12 protein-coding genes and 3 tRNA genes are annotated in these 15,472 nt (G+C 33.8%); 12 read left to right on the top strand and 3 right to left on the bottom strand.

The window, feature by feature from the left end; translation table 11 throughout:
* Window positions 1-108: 108 nt before the first annotated feature.
* The 3 genes from GQ594_RS07050 (at window position 109) to GQ594_RS07040 (ending at window position 741) form a co-directional block, all read left to right on the top strand.
* Window positions 109-185: transfer RNA gene (locus tag GQ594_RS07050), tRNA-Asp, on the top strand.
* Between the two features lie 8 nt (window positions 186-193).
* Window positions 194-269, top strand: a tRNA-Trp gene (locus GQ594_RS07045).
* A 133-nt stretch (window positions 270-402) separates the two neighbouring features.
* The gene (locus GQ594_RS07040) at window positions 403-741 is read left to right on the top strand and encodes a DUF413 domain-containing protein (protein WP_160401023.1); all 339 of its coding nucleotides are present in this window, start codon (window positions 403-405) and stop codon (window positions 739-741) included.
* A gap of 4 nt (window positions 742-745) precedes the next feature.
* Here GQ594_RS07040 and GQ594_RS07035 read toward each other — a convergent pair whose 3' ends face one another.
* From GQ594_RS07035 to znuC, 3 genes are all read right to left on the bottom strand, one after another.
* Complete coding sequence (locus tag GQ594_RS07035) at window positions 746-2,269, bottom strand: YifB family Mg chelatase-like AAA ATPase (RefSeq protein WP_160411878.1); 1,524 nt, start codon at window positions 2,267-2,269, stop codon at window positions 746-748.
* 122 nt (window positions 2,270-2,391) lie between these two features.
* Window positions 2,392-3,192, bottom strand: a complete 801-nt coding sequence (znuB, locus tag GQ594_RS07030) for a zinc ABC transporter permease subunit ZnuB (RefSeq protein WP_160401025.1) — start codon at window positions 3,190-3,192, stop codon at window positions 2,392-2,394.
* A 35-nt stretch (window positions 3,193-3,227) separates the two neighbouring features.
* Window positions 3,228-3,965, bottom strand: a complete 738-nt coding sequence (znuC, locus tag GQ594_RS07025) for a zinc ABC transporter ATP-binding protein ZnuC (RefSeq protein ID WP_160411879.1) — start codon at window positions 3,963-3,965, stop codon at window positions 3,228-3,230.
* Window positions 3,966-4,125: 160 nt separating this feature from the next.
* Here znuC and znuA point away from each other — a divergent pair, with 160 nt between their 5' ends.
* The 9 genes from znuA to GQ594_RS06980 all read left to right on the top strand — a co-directional run bounded on the left by znuA (window position 4,126) and on the right by GQ594_RS06980 (window position 15,466).
* On the top strand, window positions 4,126-5,016 hold the full coding sequence (gene znuA, locus GQ594_RS07020) for a zinc ABC transporter substrate-binding protein ZnuA (RefSeq protein ID WP_202112503.1): 891 nt from the start codon (window positions 4,126-4,128) through the stop codon (window positions 5,014-5,016).
* A gap of 28 nt (window positions 5,017-5,044) precedes the next feature.
* Entirely contained in the window at window positions 5,045-6,397 is a 1,353-nt protein-coding gene (gene mepM, locus GQ594_RS07015; RefSeq protein ID WP_160411880.1) for a murein DD-endopeptidase MepM, read from the top strand.
* A 129-nt stretch (window positions 6,398-6,526) separates the two neighbouring features.
* On the top strand, window positions 6,527-8,860 hold the full coding sequence (mrcB, locus tag GQ594_RS07010) for a bifunctional glycosyl transferase/transpeptidase (protein ID WP_202112504.1): 2,334 nt from the start codon (window positions 6,527-6,529) through the stop codon (window positions 8,858-8,860).
* 10 nt (window positions 8,861-8,870) lie between these two features.
* Window positions 8,871-9,680 carry a bifunctional DNA-formamidopyrimidine glycosylase/DNA-(apurinic or apyrimidinic site) lyase gene (mutM, locus tag GQ594_RS07005; RefSeq protein WP_160411881.1) on the top strand — a complete coding sequence of 270 codons (810 nt, stop codon included), beginning with the start codon at window positions 8,871-8,873 and terminating at the stop codon, window positions 9,678-9,680.
* Between the two features lie 324 nt (window positions 9,681-10,004).
* Window positions 10,005-11,300, top strand: a complete 1,296-nt coding sequence (tolB, locus tag GQ594_RS07000; protein ID WP_442903532.1) for a Tol-Pal system beta propeller repeat protein TolB — start codon at window positions 10,005-10,007, stop codon at window positions 11,298-11,300.
* Window positions 11,301-11,458: 158 nt separating this feature from the next.
* Window positions 11,459-11,938, top strand: a complete 480-nt coding sequence (gene pal, locus GQ594_RS06995; protein WP_160411883.1) for a peptidoglycan-associated lipoprotein Pal — start codon at window positions 11,459-11,461, stop codon at window positions 11,936-11,938.
* Between the two features lie 66 nt (window positions 11,939-12,004).
* Window positions 12,005-12,745: a tol-pal system protein YbgF gene (gene ybgF, locus GQ594_RS06990; RefSeq protein ID WP_160411884.1), complete on the top strand. Its 741-nt coding sequence runs from the start codon at window positions 12,005-12,007 to the stop codon at window positions 12,743-12,745.
* A 133-nt stretch (window positions 12,746-12,878) separates the two neighbouring features.
* Window positions 12,879-12,954 (top strand) — tRNA-Lys (locus tag GQ594_RS06985).
* 397 nt (window positions 12,955-13,351) lie between these two features.
* Entirely contained in the window at window positions 13,352-15,466 is a 2,115-nt protein-coding gene (locus tag GQ594_RS06980; RefSeq protein ID WP_160411885.1) for a TonB-dependent receptor, read from the top strand.
* The last annotated feature ends 6 nt before the right edge of the window (window positions 15,467-15,472 follow it).

Here is a 15,472-nt window from a genome sequence, read left to right as displayed (position 1 = left end):
CGAACTCAGAAGTGAAACGCCGTAGTGCCGATGGTAGTGTGGGTATTACCCATGTGAGAGTAGGGTGCCGCCAGACTTTTAAATATAGATAAACACACCAAATACGGTGGAGCGGTAGTTCAGTTGGTTAGAATACCTGCCTGTCACGCAGGGGGTCGCGGGTTCGAGCCCCGTCCGTTCCGCCACCTTATTTAGGGGCGTAGTTCAATTGGTAGAGCACCGGTCTCCAAAACCGGGTGTTGGGAGTTCGAGACTCTCCGCCCCTGCCAAAAAATAGCTATTTTGATTCAATTTTGTTCGCTTGATTACTTTTATTTATATAAATAAAAAATTTTTGTTTACAGATTGACTTAGTTAATTATAATTCCCGCCAACTAATTTTAAAACTAAAGGGGATAAAGCATGACTGATAGTTTTGTGAGCCAACAACGATTTTTTGATAATAAAAATTATCCAAGAGGGTTCTCTCGTCATGGGGATTTTACCATTAAAGAAGCACTTATTTTAGAAAAACATGGTTGTGCTTTTAGAGATCTTGATACAGAAGTAAAAAAACCAGCTACAGCTGAAGAAAAATCATTTTTAGCAGTTTGTAGAGGAAAAAAACAGGCATCGACCGATTTTGAAAAAACATGGTTAAAGTACCTTTCCCGAATAAATAAGCCAAAACGTTTTCATACATTATCAGGCGGAAAACCACAAGTTGATGTAATTGATGATTTTGTTGACACTGATGACTAATTCGTTAACCAATATTTTTGTGTAATTGAATTAGTAATCTATCCATAGAACGATAACTTAATGCTTCTGAGATATGTTTTCGTTCTATATTATTTGAGCTATCTAAATCCGCAATTGTCCTTGATACTTTTAATATTCGATGCCATGCTCTAGCAGATAAGCCCAATTTAATCAATGCCTGCTCTAGGTATTCACTATCTTCATTTGATAATTTACAATGGCATTGAATTTCTTTTGCACTTAATTGACTATTTAGTTTATTATTTCTTTTAAATTGAATATTTCTTGCTTGTAGAACTCGTTGTTTTATTGTTTCAGTTGATTCTGCTGTAATTGCTTTTTGACTTAATGTTCCTTTGGGTAATAATGGGACTTCAATGGAAATATCAAACCTGTCAAGAAATGGTCCTGATAATCGATTTAAATATCGAATAGTTTGTTGTGGAGTCGTTCTATTATGAGTCCCTTGATAATGCCCTGTTGGACTTGGATTCATAGCAGCTATTAGTTGGAACTTTGCTGGAAATTTTATTTTTGCATTGGCTCTCGAAATAATAATTTCACCTGATTCAATTGGTTCTCTTAAAGCGTCTAATACTTTTCTATTGAACTCAGGCAATTCATCTAAAAACAATATCCCATTATGAGCTAGTGAAATCTCTCCTGGTTTAGGGATTGTTCCTCCGCCAACTAGCGCTGCTGCTGATGTGCTATGGTGTGGCGATCTAAAAGGCCTCTTACGCCAGTTCTTAATTGTGCCATTTGGACTAACTAGACTTGTTATTGCTGCACTTTCAAGTGCTTCTTCATCTGATAATTGTGGTAATAAAGATGTTAAACGAGTAGCTAACATTGTTTTACCTGTTCCTGGGGGGCCAATTAATAATAAATTGTGTCCTCCTGCTGCCGCAATTTCTAATGCTCTTTTGGCGTGTTCTTGTCCGATTATATCTTGTAGACAGGCCAAGTTATTATCAACATCTTGATATTCACGATATTGAACACTTGGTAAATTAATCTGATTATATAAATATTGGCATAATTCTAATAAGTTGCTAGTAACCAATGTATTATTTTCGTGAATCAAAGAAATTTCAGATTGGTTTTCAGCTGAAATAATTAAGGTACGTTTATTCTTTTTAGAAGAAATAGCAGCAGGAATAGCCCCTTTTACTGCCCTGATATTTCCAGACAGAGCTAATTCACCTAAAAATTCATAATGTAATAAATTTTCTGTTGGAATTTGTTCCGTTGCGGCAAGAATAGCAATAGCTATAGGTAAATCGAAACGGCTTCCTTCTTTTGGTAGATCTGCTGGAGATAAGTTTACTGTTATTTTTTTAGTTGGAAAAGTAAAACCGCTATTAATAATAGCACTTCTAACTCGATCTTTAGCTTCTTTAACAGTTGCTTCAGGTAGTCCAACTAAAACAAAGCCAGGCAAGCCATTACTAATATGAACTTCAACGTTTATTAAAGGAGCCTGTATTCCAATAGATGCCCGAGTATAAATAGTTGCAAGAGACATAATTTTCAATCATTAACTAGTTTAATAGTATAATTATGATATTAGAAAATATCTATTAAACTATTAAATCATCTAATTAATGGGAGCTACCACACAATAAATGATTTGATTTTGTAATAATTTCAAATCTTTTTATTTAAAATCAGCTTTGAAATAAATAATGATATAAAAAATATGCAAGTATTACTTAATACTATTGATGGTCCTGTTGGTGTGTCATAAATAAATGAAAATATTAGTCCAGAAATAACTGATAACATACCTATTATTATTGCGATTAAAGCCATTGCTTCAGGATTCTTTGAATAATATTTTGCAGCAGCAGCTGGGATGATAAGCAAAGATGTTATAATCAATGACCCAACAAATTTCATTGCTAAACCTATTGTTAATGCTAATAGTAGTGTTAAAAGTAATTTTATGAGCTTTAAATTGACACCATGAGTGAAAGCTAATTCTTCGCTCACAGTAATAAATAAAATATTATTCCATTGCCAAAATAGCAAAGCGCCAATAAATATCACACAAACAGTAATTTGATAAAAATCTGAATATGTTACTGATAAAAGATCACCAAATAAGTATCCAATTAAATCAATACGAATATTTTTCATTAGGCTAATTACTACTAAGCCAAGTGATAATGCGCTGTGGGCTAAGATACCTAATAAAGTATCAATTGGAAGTTGTTTTTGAGTTTCTAACCACAGTAACCCTAAAGCTAATAAAATTGTCACAAAAATGACAGCATAAAATAAATTGATTTTTAATAAAAAACCAAATGTTATTCCCAGCAAAGCTGCGTGTGATAATGTGTCGCCAAAATAAGACATCTTTCGCCAAACAACAAAAGTACCTAAAGGCCCTGTTATACAGGATAGACATAACCCTGTTAATAAAGACGGTAATAATAATTCAATCATTATTTTTTCCATAGCTAGGCAGAATAGTTCGCCTTTTATTGTTTAATAGACGTTTTACAACAATCATGTTGGTGATTATGATGATGTTTATAGACAGCAATTTGTGGTGTTCCATGTTGGCCAAAAAGTGAAATAAATTCTGGGGCATTAGAAACGATAGCTGGTGTACCAGAACAACAGATGTGATGGTTTAAGCAAATTACCTCGTCCGTTTTTGCCATTACTAAATGAAGATCGTGAGAAACCATTAAAACACCACAATTAAACTCTTGTTTTGCATCAACGATTAAATCATATAATAACTCTTGTCCATTAACATCCACTCCTTGAGTCGGCTCATCAAGAATTAATAATTGAGGCCGCTTTGCCAGGGCTTGTGCTAATAATACACGTTGTAATTCACCACCTGATAATTGATGCATCGATTTATTGAGCAAATAGTCAGCTTTTACCATTAATAATGTGCTGAGAATATCTTCGTTATTTAATTGCCTATTTAAGCGCATAAAGCGTTCTACGGTAATAGGAAGCGTTGAGTTTAAATTGATTGATTGTGGTACATAACCAATCGTTAAATTAGGTGTACGCGTTATTGTTCCTGATGTATATGGAATCAACCCCAAAATAACTTTCACAAGGGTTGATTTACCTGCACCATTAGGTCCTAGTAATGTAATAATTTGATTAAGATAGATTGCTAAGGAAATATCATATAATATTTTTTGATGGTTAATTTCCACCGAAACTTTATGTAGTGAAATTAGTGGAGTCATATTATTGAGAACCTTGCTTACAAATATGTTATGTTATATTATAACAATAAAATAATTGTATTCTATCATAATTTATAAATTATAGGATAATGGTGTGAAAAAAAATATTCTACGAAATAATAGGCGAACTTCCTTATTCTTTATAATATTGGGTTTGTTAGTGTGTATTCAGTGTATAACTAATTATGCTAACGCAAAAGTTATTTCGTCTGTAAAACCAATAGGATTTATAGTAGAAGCAATCGCTTCAGGCGTTACAGATACAGATGTTTTACTTCCTGATGGTGCATCTCCACATACTTATTCTTTAAAACCGTCTGATCTGGTTAAGCTTAAATCAGCGGAGCTTGTGATTTGGGTTGGTGAGGATATGGAAAATTTTATGCCAACAATATTGAAAAGTATTGATAAAGAAAAACAAATTGAATTAATGGCGATACCAGAAATTAAAGGACTACTTAGAACTAGTCATGATACTCATGAGCATGAAGATCTTCAAGCTCATGATGCGCCTGATCAAGATCATCATGGTGAATATGATGAGCATATTTGGCTTTCACCTAAAATTGCTAAGGTTATTGCACATTCGATCCACGACAGACTTATTACCTTGTATCCAAATAAAAGAGCGTTGATTGATGAAAATATAGCCGAATTCATCATTAAGCTTGAAGAAACAGAACAAAACATTGCAAAAAAAATAATTACCGTACAAAATAGAGGGTATTTTGTGTTTCATGATGCCTATGGGTATTTTGAGACTCAGTTCGGATTGAAAAAACTAGGCAGTTTTACTATAAATCCAGCAGTTCAACCAGGTGTTCAGAAAGTTTATGCTATTCAGCAAGAGCTCAAAGAACACCAAGCAGTATGTATATTTAGAGAACCACAGTTTAGCCCTGCTGTTATTGAAAAATTAGTGAATGGAACAGATGTACGAGTTGGAGAATTGAATCCATTAGGAACGGGTATTGCTCTTTCCAAAGATGCATATTCACAATTTTTATTAAAATTAACAAAGCAACTGTTGGATTGTTTAGATAAAAACTAGTTTTAGTAATAAATAGTTAAGGTTAATTTTGGCAAGAAAAATAAAATCCTCTGATATTGAAAAAAGTAGTTTTAAATTTCCCTATTTTTCAGTATCGGGAGGACTTTTTATTGTTATCTTATTTTCTGTTTTGTGGCGTCCACTCAATTTGGATAGAACAGTTTATGTTCCTTTAACACCTCAAGCTGAAACTACGGTCAATAACAATACACAATCCTCTGCTACAGATGATGAAAAAGTTGAGATAGTAAATGGAAAGCCAGTTGTTGTTACTGAATCATCAGATGATCCTGAAGATGAAATCGCTAAAGACGAATTAGATGACATTGTTGATGATAAAGATAACTCTGTACAATATACTATTGTGCGTGGTGATACCCTGCATGATATCTTACTTCGTTATAATGTTAATCGAAATGATATCTATCAGTTAACGACAAAATTTAAGCAACTTGCAAATTTAAGAATAGGTCAGCAGGTTAGTTGGACAACTGATGATAATCATAATTTGCAAACATTTAGTTGGACAATCTCAAGTAATAACATTCGGATTTATGAAAAATCGGGAGATAAATTTGTAGAAAGCTCGGAGACAGTGGAGGCAGTCCCACAAGATATTGTTATAAAAGGTGAAATAAAGAATAGTTTTGTTTCTGATGCTCGAAAAAGCGGGCTAACAAGTAATGAAATAGCTATTATAACTCGTGCTTTGCAGTGGCGCTTAGATTTTCGTCGATTACAAATTGGGGATAAGTTTTCAGTTGTTTTAACACGAGAAATGCATGGTAAAAGTTTATCCAATAGTCAGTTGCTAGGTGTTCGTATTAAGAATGGAACTAAAGATTATTATGCTATTTTAGCTGATGATGGTAAATATTATGACATCAATGCTAATAGCTTATCCCAAAGTTTTTTCCGTTACCCTTTAGCAAAAAAAGCGCGTGTATCTTCTGGATTTAACCCTCGCCGTTTACACCCAGTTACAGGGCAAATAGCCCCACATAATGGTGTTGATTTTGCGGTATCGCGTGGTACACCTGTATTATCGGTTGGTAATGGTGAAGTAGTAATTGCAAAGTATAGTGGTTCAGCGGGTAACTATATTGCTATCCGGCATGGACGCCAATATATGACAACTTATATGCATTTGGATAAAATCTTAGTCAAACCAGGCCAACAGGTTAAGCAAGGTGATAAAATCGGATTATCAGGAAACACAGGCCGTTCTACTGGGCCTCATTTGCACTTTGAATTACACATTAATAATAAACCAGTTAATCCTTTAACGGCAAGCTTACCTATTTCGGAAGGATTAACTGGTAAGTCGAAGAAAGCATTTTTATCAAAAGCTAAAAATATTAGCTCACAGTTAACATTTTAAATTTATGTACTTTTTTATAATTAAATGTGCAATTTCCTGAGCTTTTTTACCAAAATAAGGGCAAGGTATCCCTAAAAAATTGTGTTATTATAGGCTAATTATTATTGAATAATAAATGTTAGGTGCAGTTTGAACACATCAACTAAAACAACAAAAAAACGATCTTCAAAAAAAACTAAAAAAAATAAAAATTCTACACTTTGGCGAAGATTTTTAGCATTACTATTTAAGTTATTTCTTGTCTTAACCTCTGTAGCTATTATTTATGGTATTTATCTCGATCAACAAATCAAAGAGCGAATCGACGGAGATGTTTGGGAATTACCTGCAGCAATTTACGGACAAATTATTGATCTTGAACCTGATAGTGAATATAGCCTAAACGATGTAGTTACAATATTGATTGGTGCACAATATCGCCAACAAGAAGCTAAAGCTACTCGTCCTGGTGAATTTATTGTAAGTAATGATGCAGTGGAAATTTATCGTCGTCCTTTTACCTTTCCTGATGGAGAAGAACAAGCATTTCGTGTCAAAATTACGTTTTATGACAATCGTATAGATCGTATCACCAATCTAGATACCGGACGCGATTTCGGATTGCTTAAAATTGATCCAAAATTAATTACTATGATGCGCTCGCCACATGGTGAACAGCGTTTATTTGTACCATTAAAAGAATTTCCTCATTCATTGTTACAAACATTGGTAGCAACAGAAGATAAGCGGTTTTACGAACATCATGGCGTAAGTTTATATTCTATTGGTCGTGCTATTTTTGTTAATTTAACAACAGGTCGTACCGAAGGAGGTAGTACCTTAACTCAACAAACAGTTAAAAACCTTTTTTTAACTAACGAACGCAGTTTAAGCCGTAAAATACGTGAAGCCTATATGGCACTAATTTTGGATGCTCGCTATAGCAAAGAACGTATTTTAGAACTTTATTTAAACGAAGTTTATTTTGGACAAGCAGGTAGTGAAGAAATTCATGGCTTTCCATTAGCAAGTCTTTACTATTTTGGTCGTCCAGTTAATGAGCTTACATTAGATCAGCAAGCAGTACTTGTAGGTATGGTTAAAGGTGCTTCATTATATAATCCTTGGACACAACCACAACAAGTTATTGAGCGCCGTAATGTGGTTTTAAAACTTGCACAGCAACAAGGTATTATTGATGATGAGTTGTATAACTTATTAAGTCAGCGCCCACTATCAGTTTTACCCAAAGGGGGCGTGATTTCGCCACAACCAGCATTTATGCAAGTTGTTCGTAATGAGCTTAGAAAACAATTAGGAAGCAAAGCGGATCACTTGTCAGGTATGAAAATTTTTACTACCTTTGATCCGGTTGCTCAATCTTCTGCAGAGCAGGCAGTAACCAATCAAATTGAAAATCTTCGAAAATCAACTAATAAAGAACTACAAGCTGCAATGGTTATTGTTAGTCGAGAAACAGGGGAAATTCGTTCAATTATAGGTAGTGCTGAACCTCGTTATCCTGGTTATAACCGTGCTTGGTTAATGCAGCGTGCAATTGGTTCATTAGCTAAGCCATCAACTTATTTAACCGCTCTTGGACAGCCGGATCATTACCAACTTAATACATGGCTTAATGATAACCCGTTATCTATTAAGCTTGATGGTGGGAAATACTGGGAACCTAAAAATTATGATCGTAAATTCCGCGATCGTGTTATGTTAGTGGATGCTTTAGCGCTTTCACTTAATGTCCCTACTGTTAATTTAGGTATGGAATTGGGGCTTGATGCAACAAAGAATACTTTACAATCGTTAGGAATACCTTCAGATCGTATACCGAACTTACCATCAAGATTACTTGGTGCTTTAGAATTAACACCGCTAGAAACTGCGCAGATGTTCCAAACGATAGCTAATAATGGTCAACGTTCTCCACTTTCTATTTTAAGATATGTATTGACAGATAAAGGAGAGTTAGTTTATCAAAGCTACCCACAACAGCTTCAGGCAGTATCTCAACAATCGGCTTATTTAACAACTTATGCTATGCAACAAGTGGTTAATTCAGGAACATCTCGTTCATTAAAAGCTAAATACGGCTCGTTTAATTTAGCTGCTAAAACTGGTACAAGTAATGACTCTCGTGATAGTTGGTTTACCGGAATTGACGGTAAAAATGTTGCTGTTATTTGGGTTGGTTTAGATGATCATTCTCCTATGAAATTAACAGGAGCAACTGGAGCCTTAAAAATTTATAGTGAATATCTACAAAATAACCCGCCCAAAAAATTGATATTACCATTACCTCAAAATATATTTATGGCGCCTATTGGTAGTGATGGGCAGTGGCAATGTGATGGGAGTGGTGTTCGCTCTTTACCTGTATGGACAATTAACCCTCAAAGTCTATGTGCTGGCAATAATCAATTAATGCCTGCTCAGCAAGCGCCAACTTGGGTTACTGACCTATTAAATAACTAGGTGAAACAATATGCCTGAATTACCAGAAGTTGAAACAAGTCGCCGAGGTATTTTGCCGTATTTAAAGGGACAGATTATCGACAAAATTATTGTTCGACAGCCTAAATTACGTTGGCCTGTTGATAGCGCTATAAGTAATGTGAACGGGCAAGTTATTTTAGATATCAAACGTCGTGCAAAATATTTATTATTACAGTTACCCAACAATTGGATAGTGATTCATCTTGGAATGTCTGGTAGTTTACGTATTTTACAGGCTCCACAAAAAGCAGAAAAACATGATCATATTGATTTAGTTTTAGAAAATGGCGTCATTCTACGTTACACCGATCCTAGGCGTTTTGGTTCTTGGCTTTGGGCAAATTCACTCGACGAAATACCTCAGTTACAACATTTGGGTCCAGAGCCTTTAAGTAATGAATTTTCTGCCGATTATTTATTTGAAAAAGCCCGAAATAGACGAATTCCTGTTAAAAGTTGGATTATGGATAACCACATTGTGGTTGGGGTTGGCAATATTTATGCTTCTGAATCGCTATTTATGGCAAAAATCAATCCAAATCGAAAAGTCAACTCTCTGAAATTAAAGGAATTTGGAAAGCTTATTGCCTCTATTAAACAAGTGTTGACCAAATCAATTGAGCAAGGGGGAACAACACTCAAGGATTTTCTTCAATCAGATGGCAAACCAGGATATTTTGCACAGAAACTACAAGTTTATGGTCGGGCTGGCGAACAATGCTTTATCTGCGGTACAGAAATAAAATCACAAAAGATTGGACAGCGTAACACTTTCTATTGTGAATATTGCCAAAAATAGACATATTCATTTTAATTTTAAATAAATCATTTCTTTTTTGTATAAAAATATCTTTTAAAACTCTTTAAACCTTATTTAAATAGGATTAGTATATTCAAATACAAAGAATAATTATGTAGTATAATAAAACAACTAATCTTATATCTTATAGAAATTTTTTATTTTAAATACTATAGACTTGTTGCCAGATATCGGCTATCTTGCCGTTGAAATTTGATATTTAGGGTTGATTAGGGATAATTATTAATTAGGTTTATATTCTTTTTATTGGTTTTTATTTAATTTAACTCAATGTATATTGTTTTTATTAAGGAATTTAAGATGATCAAATTTGCTTCTCGCTTTTTGACAACTTGCTTTTTTTTATTTTTTGCTACGATAGCTAATTCGGAAGTCAGAATTATTATTACCGATGGTATAAGTTCAGCTAAACCCATAGCTGTTGTCCCGTTTAAATGGATTGGAAATGGAGAACCTCCACAAATCATTGAAGATATTATAGCTTCTGACTTGCGCAACAGCGGTAAGTTTAATCCTATTGACGTTAATCGGATGCCCCAAAAACCAACAAAAGCTTCAGAAGTTACTTCTGCAGAATGGAATAGTCTTGGTGTTTCGGCGGTTGTAGTGGGAACGATTCAACCAGATGCATCAGGAAAATACCTTATAAATTATCAATTAGTAGATACAGTTAACCGTCCAGGTACTGTTTTGGCTCAAGACCAATTTTCTATTGAAAAACGTTGGGTTCGTTATGCTGCTCATACTGCTAGTGATGAAATTTTTGAATCCCTAACAGGTATCAAAGGAGCATTTAGAACTCGAATTGCTTATGTTGTTAAAACAACTAAAGGGCCTTTTTCTCACGAATTAAGAGTATCTGATTATGATGGATATGATCAAATAACTATTCATCGTTCTAAAGAACCTTTAATGTCGCCTACATGGTCACCAGATGGTAAAAAAATAGCTTATGTAACTTTTGAGGGTGGGCATTCTTCATTAGTTTTAAAAACATTGGACAGTGGTACTGTTCAAACAATTGCTTCTTTCCCTCAACACAATGGTGCACCCGCATTTTCCCCTGATGGTAGCAAATTAGCATTTGCGTTATCTAAAAGCGGTAGCTTAAATTTATATGTGATGAACTTAAGTAATAAAAAAATCACGCAAATTACTTCTGGGCGTAGCAATGATACAGAACCATCTTGGATGCCAGATAATGAAACTATTGTTTATACTTCTGACCAAGCAGGTCGTCCTCAACTATATAGCATCAACATCAATAATGGTTCGTCTGAAAGGTTGACTTGGGATAATACACAAAATCAGAATGCTCGCGTATCACCTGACGGCTCTTTTATTGCTATGATATCAACTAATAATGGTGAGCAGCATATTACTCGATACGATATGGACACAAAAACATATCAACGCTTAACTGACACTTTTTTAGATGAAACGCCGAGTATTGCACCAAATGGTACAATGATTATCTATAGTTCATCACAAGGATTAGGAACAATTTTAAATCTGGTTTCTACAGATGGTAATTTCAAAGCAAATTTACCTGCAACCGATGGGCAAGTAAAATTCCCAGCATGGTCGCCATATTTATAAGAGTGGATTAAAAAACACACAATATTGCAATTATTAAAATTGTGTAAAGTTTCAGGTCGTTATAATATATATTCCTAATCTTTCAGATTAGTGACTGTTATTACTTGGAATTTGGTTAGATATAAGTAATAATTTATTAAAATAAAGGAGTTAATACAATGCAATTTTCTAAATTTCTTAAAGTAACTGCAATAAGTTTACCATTAATTGTTGTCACTGCATGTTCATCTAATAGCAGTAATAACGCAGGTGGTAATTTAAACGGTACTTTGTCAAAAGAAGCTTTAGAGCAACTTCAAAAATTAGAGCAAATCAATACTGTATATTTTGATTTTGATAAATATAATGTTAAATCTGAATACACAACATTATTAAATGCACACGCTGTATTTATTCGTGCAAATAATATAAAAGTTGTTATCGAAGGTCATGCTGATGAACGCGGTACTCCAGAATATAACATCGCATTAGGTGAACGCCGTGCCGCTGCAGTAAAATCATACTTACAAGGTAATGGTGCTTCTGCAAGCCAAATGGAAATTGTTTCTTATGGTAAAGAAAAACCAGCGGTATTAGGTCATGACGAAGCTGCTTATGCTAAAAATCGTCGTGCTGTAGTAACTTATGCTGGATATTAATAGCATCTTGTAACGGCTGATTATTCAGCCGTTTTTATTTTCTAAGTTCACGCCGAGTTTAATAATATGCATAAAAAAATACTCATATTGTTCTTATTTCTTTTATTCACAGGTTATGGTTGTGCTACAGGGAGTTCTGATGTAGAGCGAACTATTCAATCTCAAGGGCAATTATTGATTCAAAATCAACAAGAAATTAGTGATTTACAGGCAGATGTAGATACATTACGCGGTCAGTTGGAAGAAACAAAATATCAACTTAATCAAATAATTGAACGCCAAAAAATGATTTTACAACAAATGTCCAATGGTTCTGGATTTTCATTAAATTCTAATTCTGACTCACAAGATAGTACTCCATTGCCATCTTCTGACTCGATTTCAGCAATATCTTCTTCGTCAGATTTATCAGGGTGGATAACTTCAGGTGATGACAAAGCTGATTATAATTTTATTATACAGTTTGTTAATGATGATAAACAAAATAATGAAGCTACTGCTGCATTTCAAAAATATTTAAAAGCTTACCCAAAGTCTAGTTACCGAGCCAACGTTAATTATTGGCTTGGTCAACTTTCGTATAAACAAAGCAAAAAAGATGATGCTTCATATTATTATGCAACTGTGGTAAAAGATTTTCCGTCTTCTCCAAAAGCAGCAAACAGTCTTTATAAAGTAGGATTAATTTTACTTGATAAAGGTGATACTAAAAATGCTAAAGCTGTTTTTCAACAAGTGGTAAATAAATATCCAAAGGATAAAAATGCTGTTGCGCTTGCAAATAAAAAGTTAGCATCACTAAAATAAAATGTATAAATAAAAAGCGGTTGAATAAAAATAGCAATAAAAGGGTTGCGTAGCATTATGATTATAAGTATTATAGCAACCCGAAATTACTTGAAAGATTCTTAATTAATGCCAAAGTAATTTTTTTCAAAATGGGTCGTTAGCTCAGTCGGTAGAGCAGCGGACTTTTAATCCGTTGGTCGAGCGTTCGAATCGCTCACGACCCACCATTTAGTTACACTATCTAGTTACATTCTTTAGTTATAATCCACAAGCAAATCATATTGCTATAACTACGCAAAGAAACACGATAAAAACGCTAGTGCCCGACAAATTTGTATGGAAAAATTAAAACAACATGCCGTGTTGGAAACTAAATTTTAAAATACTCAATCCTCGATCCACTAACAACCAAAATATTATACTCAATTCACTTTTCATAATTTATTCATCTTTTATTAATTGCATCGACTTTTCATAAATAATACAAACTATCAATAGAGTATCAAAAGCATTAAGTAAAATTGGTTAAAAAATATAAAATAAGTTGATAATGAAAATGATAACTATTATCATATGAGTGGCATAAAATTAAATAACACACCCCATAAGACAATAGGATAAACAATGAAATTAGTTAATCAATTAACCATATTGAGCTTATTAAGTACAGTTCCTTTTGTTACTCTCGCAAAAGAAGAAAAAGATGATACTGATATTGAAACTATGAAGGTTGTTGCAACCATTAAGGACAATAATGATCAACGAATAAAAAAATCATCAACCGCAACTAAAATATCTTTTGATATTAAAGATATTCCGCAAACAATTAATTCTGTTAATCTAGAACAAGAAAAAATATACGGAAAGAATGATCTTAATGTAATAGTCAACAAAATACCTGGAGTCGATGCGACCTATGATATGCGTGATGAAGGTATAAAAATTCGTGGTTTTTCTGCTAGTTCTGGAGATATCTATCGTGATGGTGTTCGTGCAAGTGGTCAGGTTAGGCAAAGCACAGCAAATATCGAACGCATTGAAATATTAAAAGGTCCTGCATCGGTGCTTTATGGGCGAGGTTCTGGCGGAGGAATCATTAATATGATTAGTAAACAAGCCAATTTTGATGCACCAACAACTTTAAGTTTACGAAGTGGTTCGTGGGATAAATATGGTGGTATGCTTGATATCAATCATATTTTACATGATAAACTTGCGATGCGTATGACGATTGATCACCAATCGGATCGTAGTTTTCGCAAAGGAATTAAACAAAGAGATACAATGATTTCACCAAGTATACTTTATGATAATTTGGATGGATTTAATTGGTTAGTACAATATACTCATGATAATTTGTGGCGTAGACCAGATAGAGCACCTGCTTATTATGAGCTACCTAAAGGTGTATCATTAAAAACGGCATATGCTCATCCAGATGACTATGTAAAAGATAAGTTTAAATCATTACGTTCGGTCATGGGATTTGAATTTAATTATGACTGGTCAATTAAACTAACCAATTTGTATCGTAAAGCTACTCAAAACTTTGATCATATTTATGCTGGTAGCTATTGTGATTCAAATGGTAAACTTAGCAATGGTAAAGTATGCAATTATCAAGGAAAATTGCAATTCCGACGTGCTTGGCAAGAAACCGCCAATATGACTTATAGTAATACAATTGACTTAATGGGTAAATTTAATACAGCAAATATTGCTCATGATATGTTAGTCGGTATTGAATATAACATAGAAAAACGTCAACCAAGATTAGCTTTGACTAGTGCTTATCCCGAATTGGTTGATCCATTTCACCCCCGTTGGCACACTAAAAAGCCACATTATAATAAATTAAATACTAAAACCAACCATAAAGCGACATCCCAAGGAATTTATTGGCAAGATTTAATCAGTTTTACAAAACAATGGAAAATGTTAACAGGGTTACGTTACGATAATTATAAATTTGCATCAAATGATAAATTAAAACATCAACATCGATCTTACGATGGTCACTCATTAAGCCCTAGAATAGGTTTAATCTGGCAACCTCTAGAGTCACAAAGCATCTATGCTTCTTACAGTAAAAATTTTTCTCCTTATGGTGGACGAGGACTTATTACACTTTCTACAGATTCAAAAACAGTCTATGACAATAAACCTCAATATTCACGACAATATGAGGTTGGTATCAAAAGTGATTGGTTAAATGATAAGTTTTCTTCGCAAATTGCTGTTTATGATCTTGAATTATACAATGTTCGCTACCAACCTGATTCAGTTAACGATCCTTATAATTGGCAGGTTAGAGGAAGTGATCGTAGTCAAGGTATTGAATTAAGTGTTATTGGTGAGTTGATGCCAAAATGGTATATTAATAGCGGCATTGGCTATCAACAAGCTAAAGTTCATAAAGATAAAAAATTACCCGCTAATAAAGGAAAATATTTACCTAATACAGCCAAAAATAGTGGTTATTTTAGTGTCCGTTACTTGCCTTATGCAAATTGGTTTACAGAACTAGAAATCAATTATAAAGGCTCAATGTATAATGATGATAAAAATCGACATAAACGTTCGGGATATGCTGTTTGGAATAGTGCGGTTGGTTATCAAACAAAATCTTATGATATAACGCTATCATTCACTAATTTATTAGGAAAAGAATATTGGCGTTCAAATAGCATGCCAGGCACACCAAGAGCCTTTTTGTTGACGGCAAGTTATAAATTATAGCCAAAA

The organism is Gilliamella sp. Pra-s52, assembly GCF_009795805.1.
In the GTDB taxonomy this organism is placed as follows: domain Bacteria; phylum Pseudomonadota; class Gammaproteobacteria; order Enterobacterales; family Orbaceae; genus Gilliamella.
This window is presented reverse-complemented; position numbering and strand designations above follow the sequence as displayed.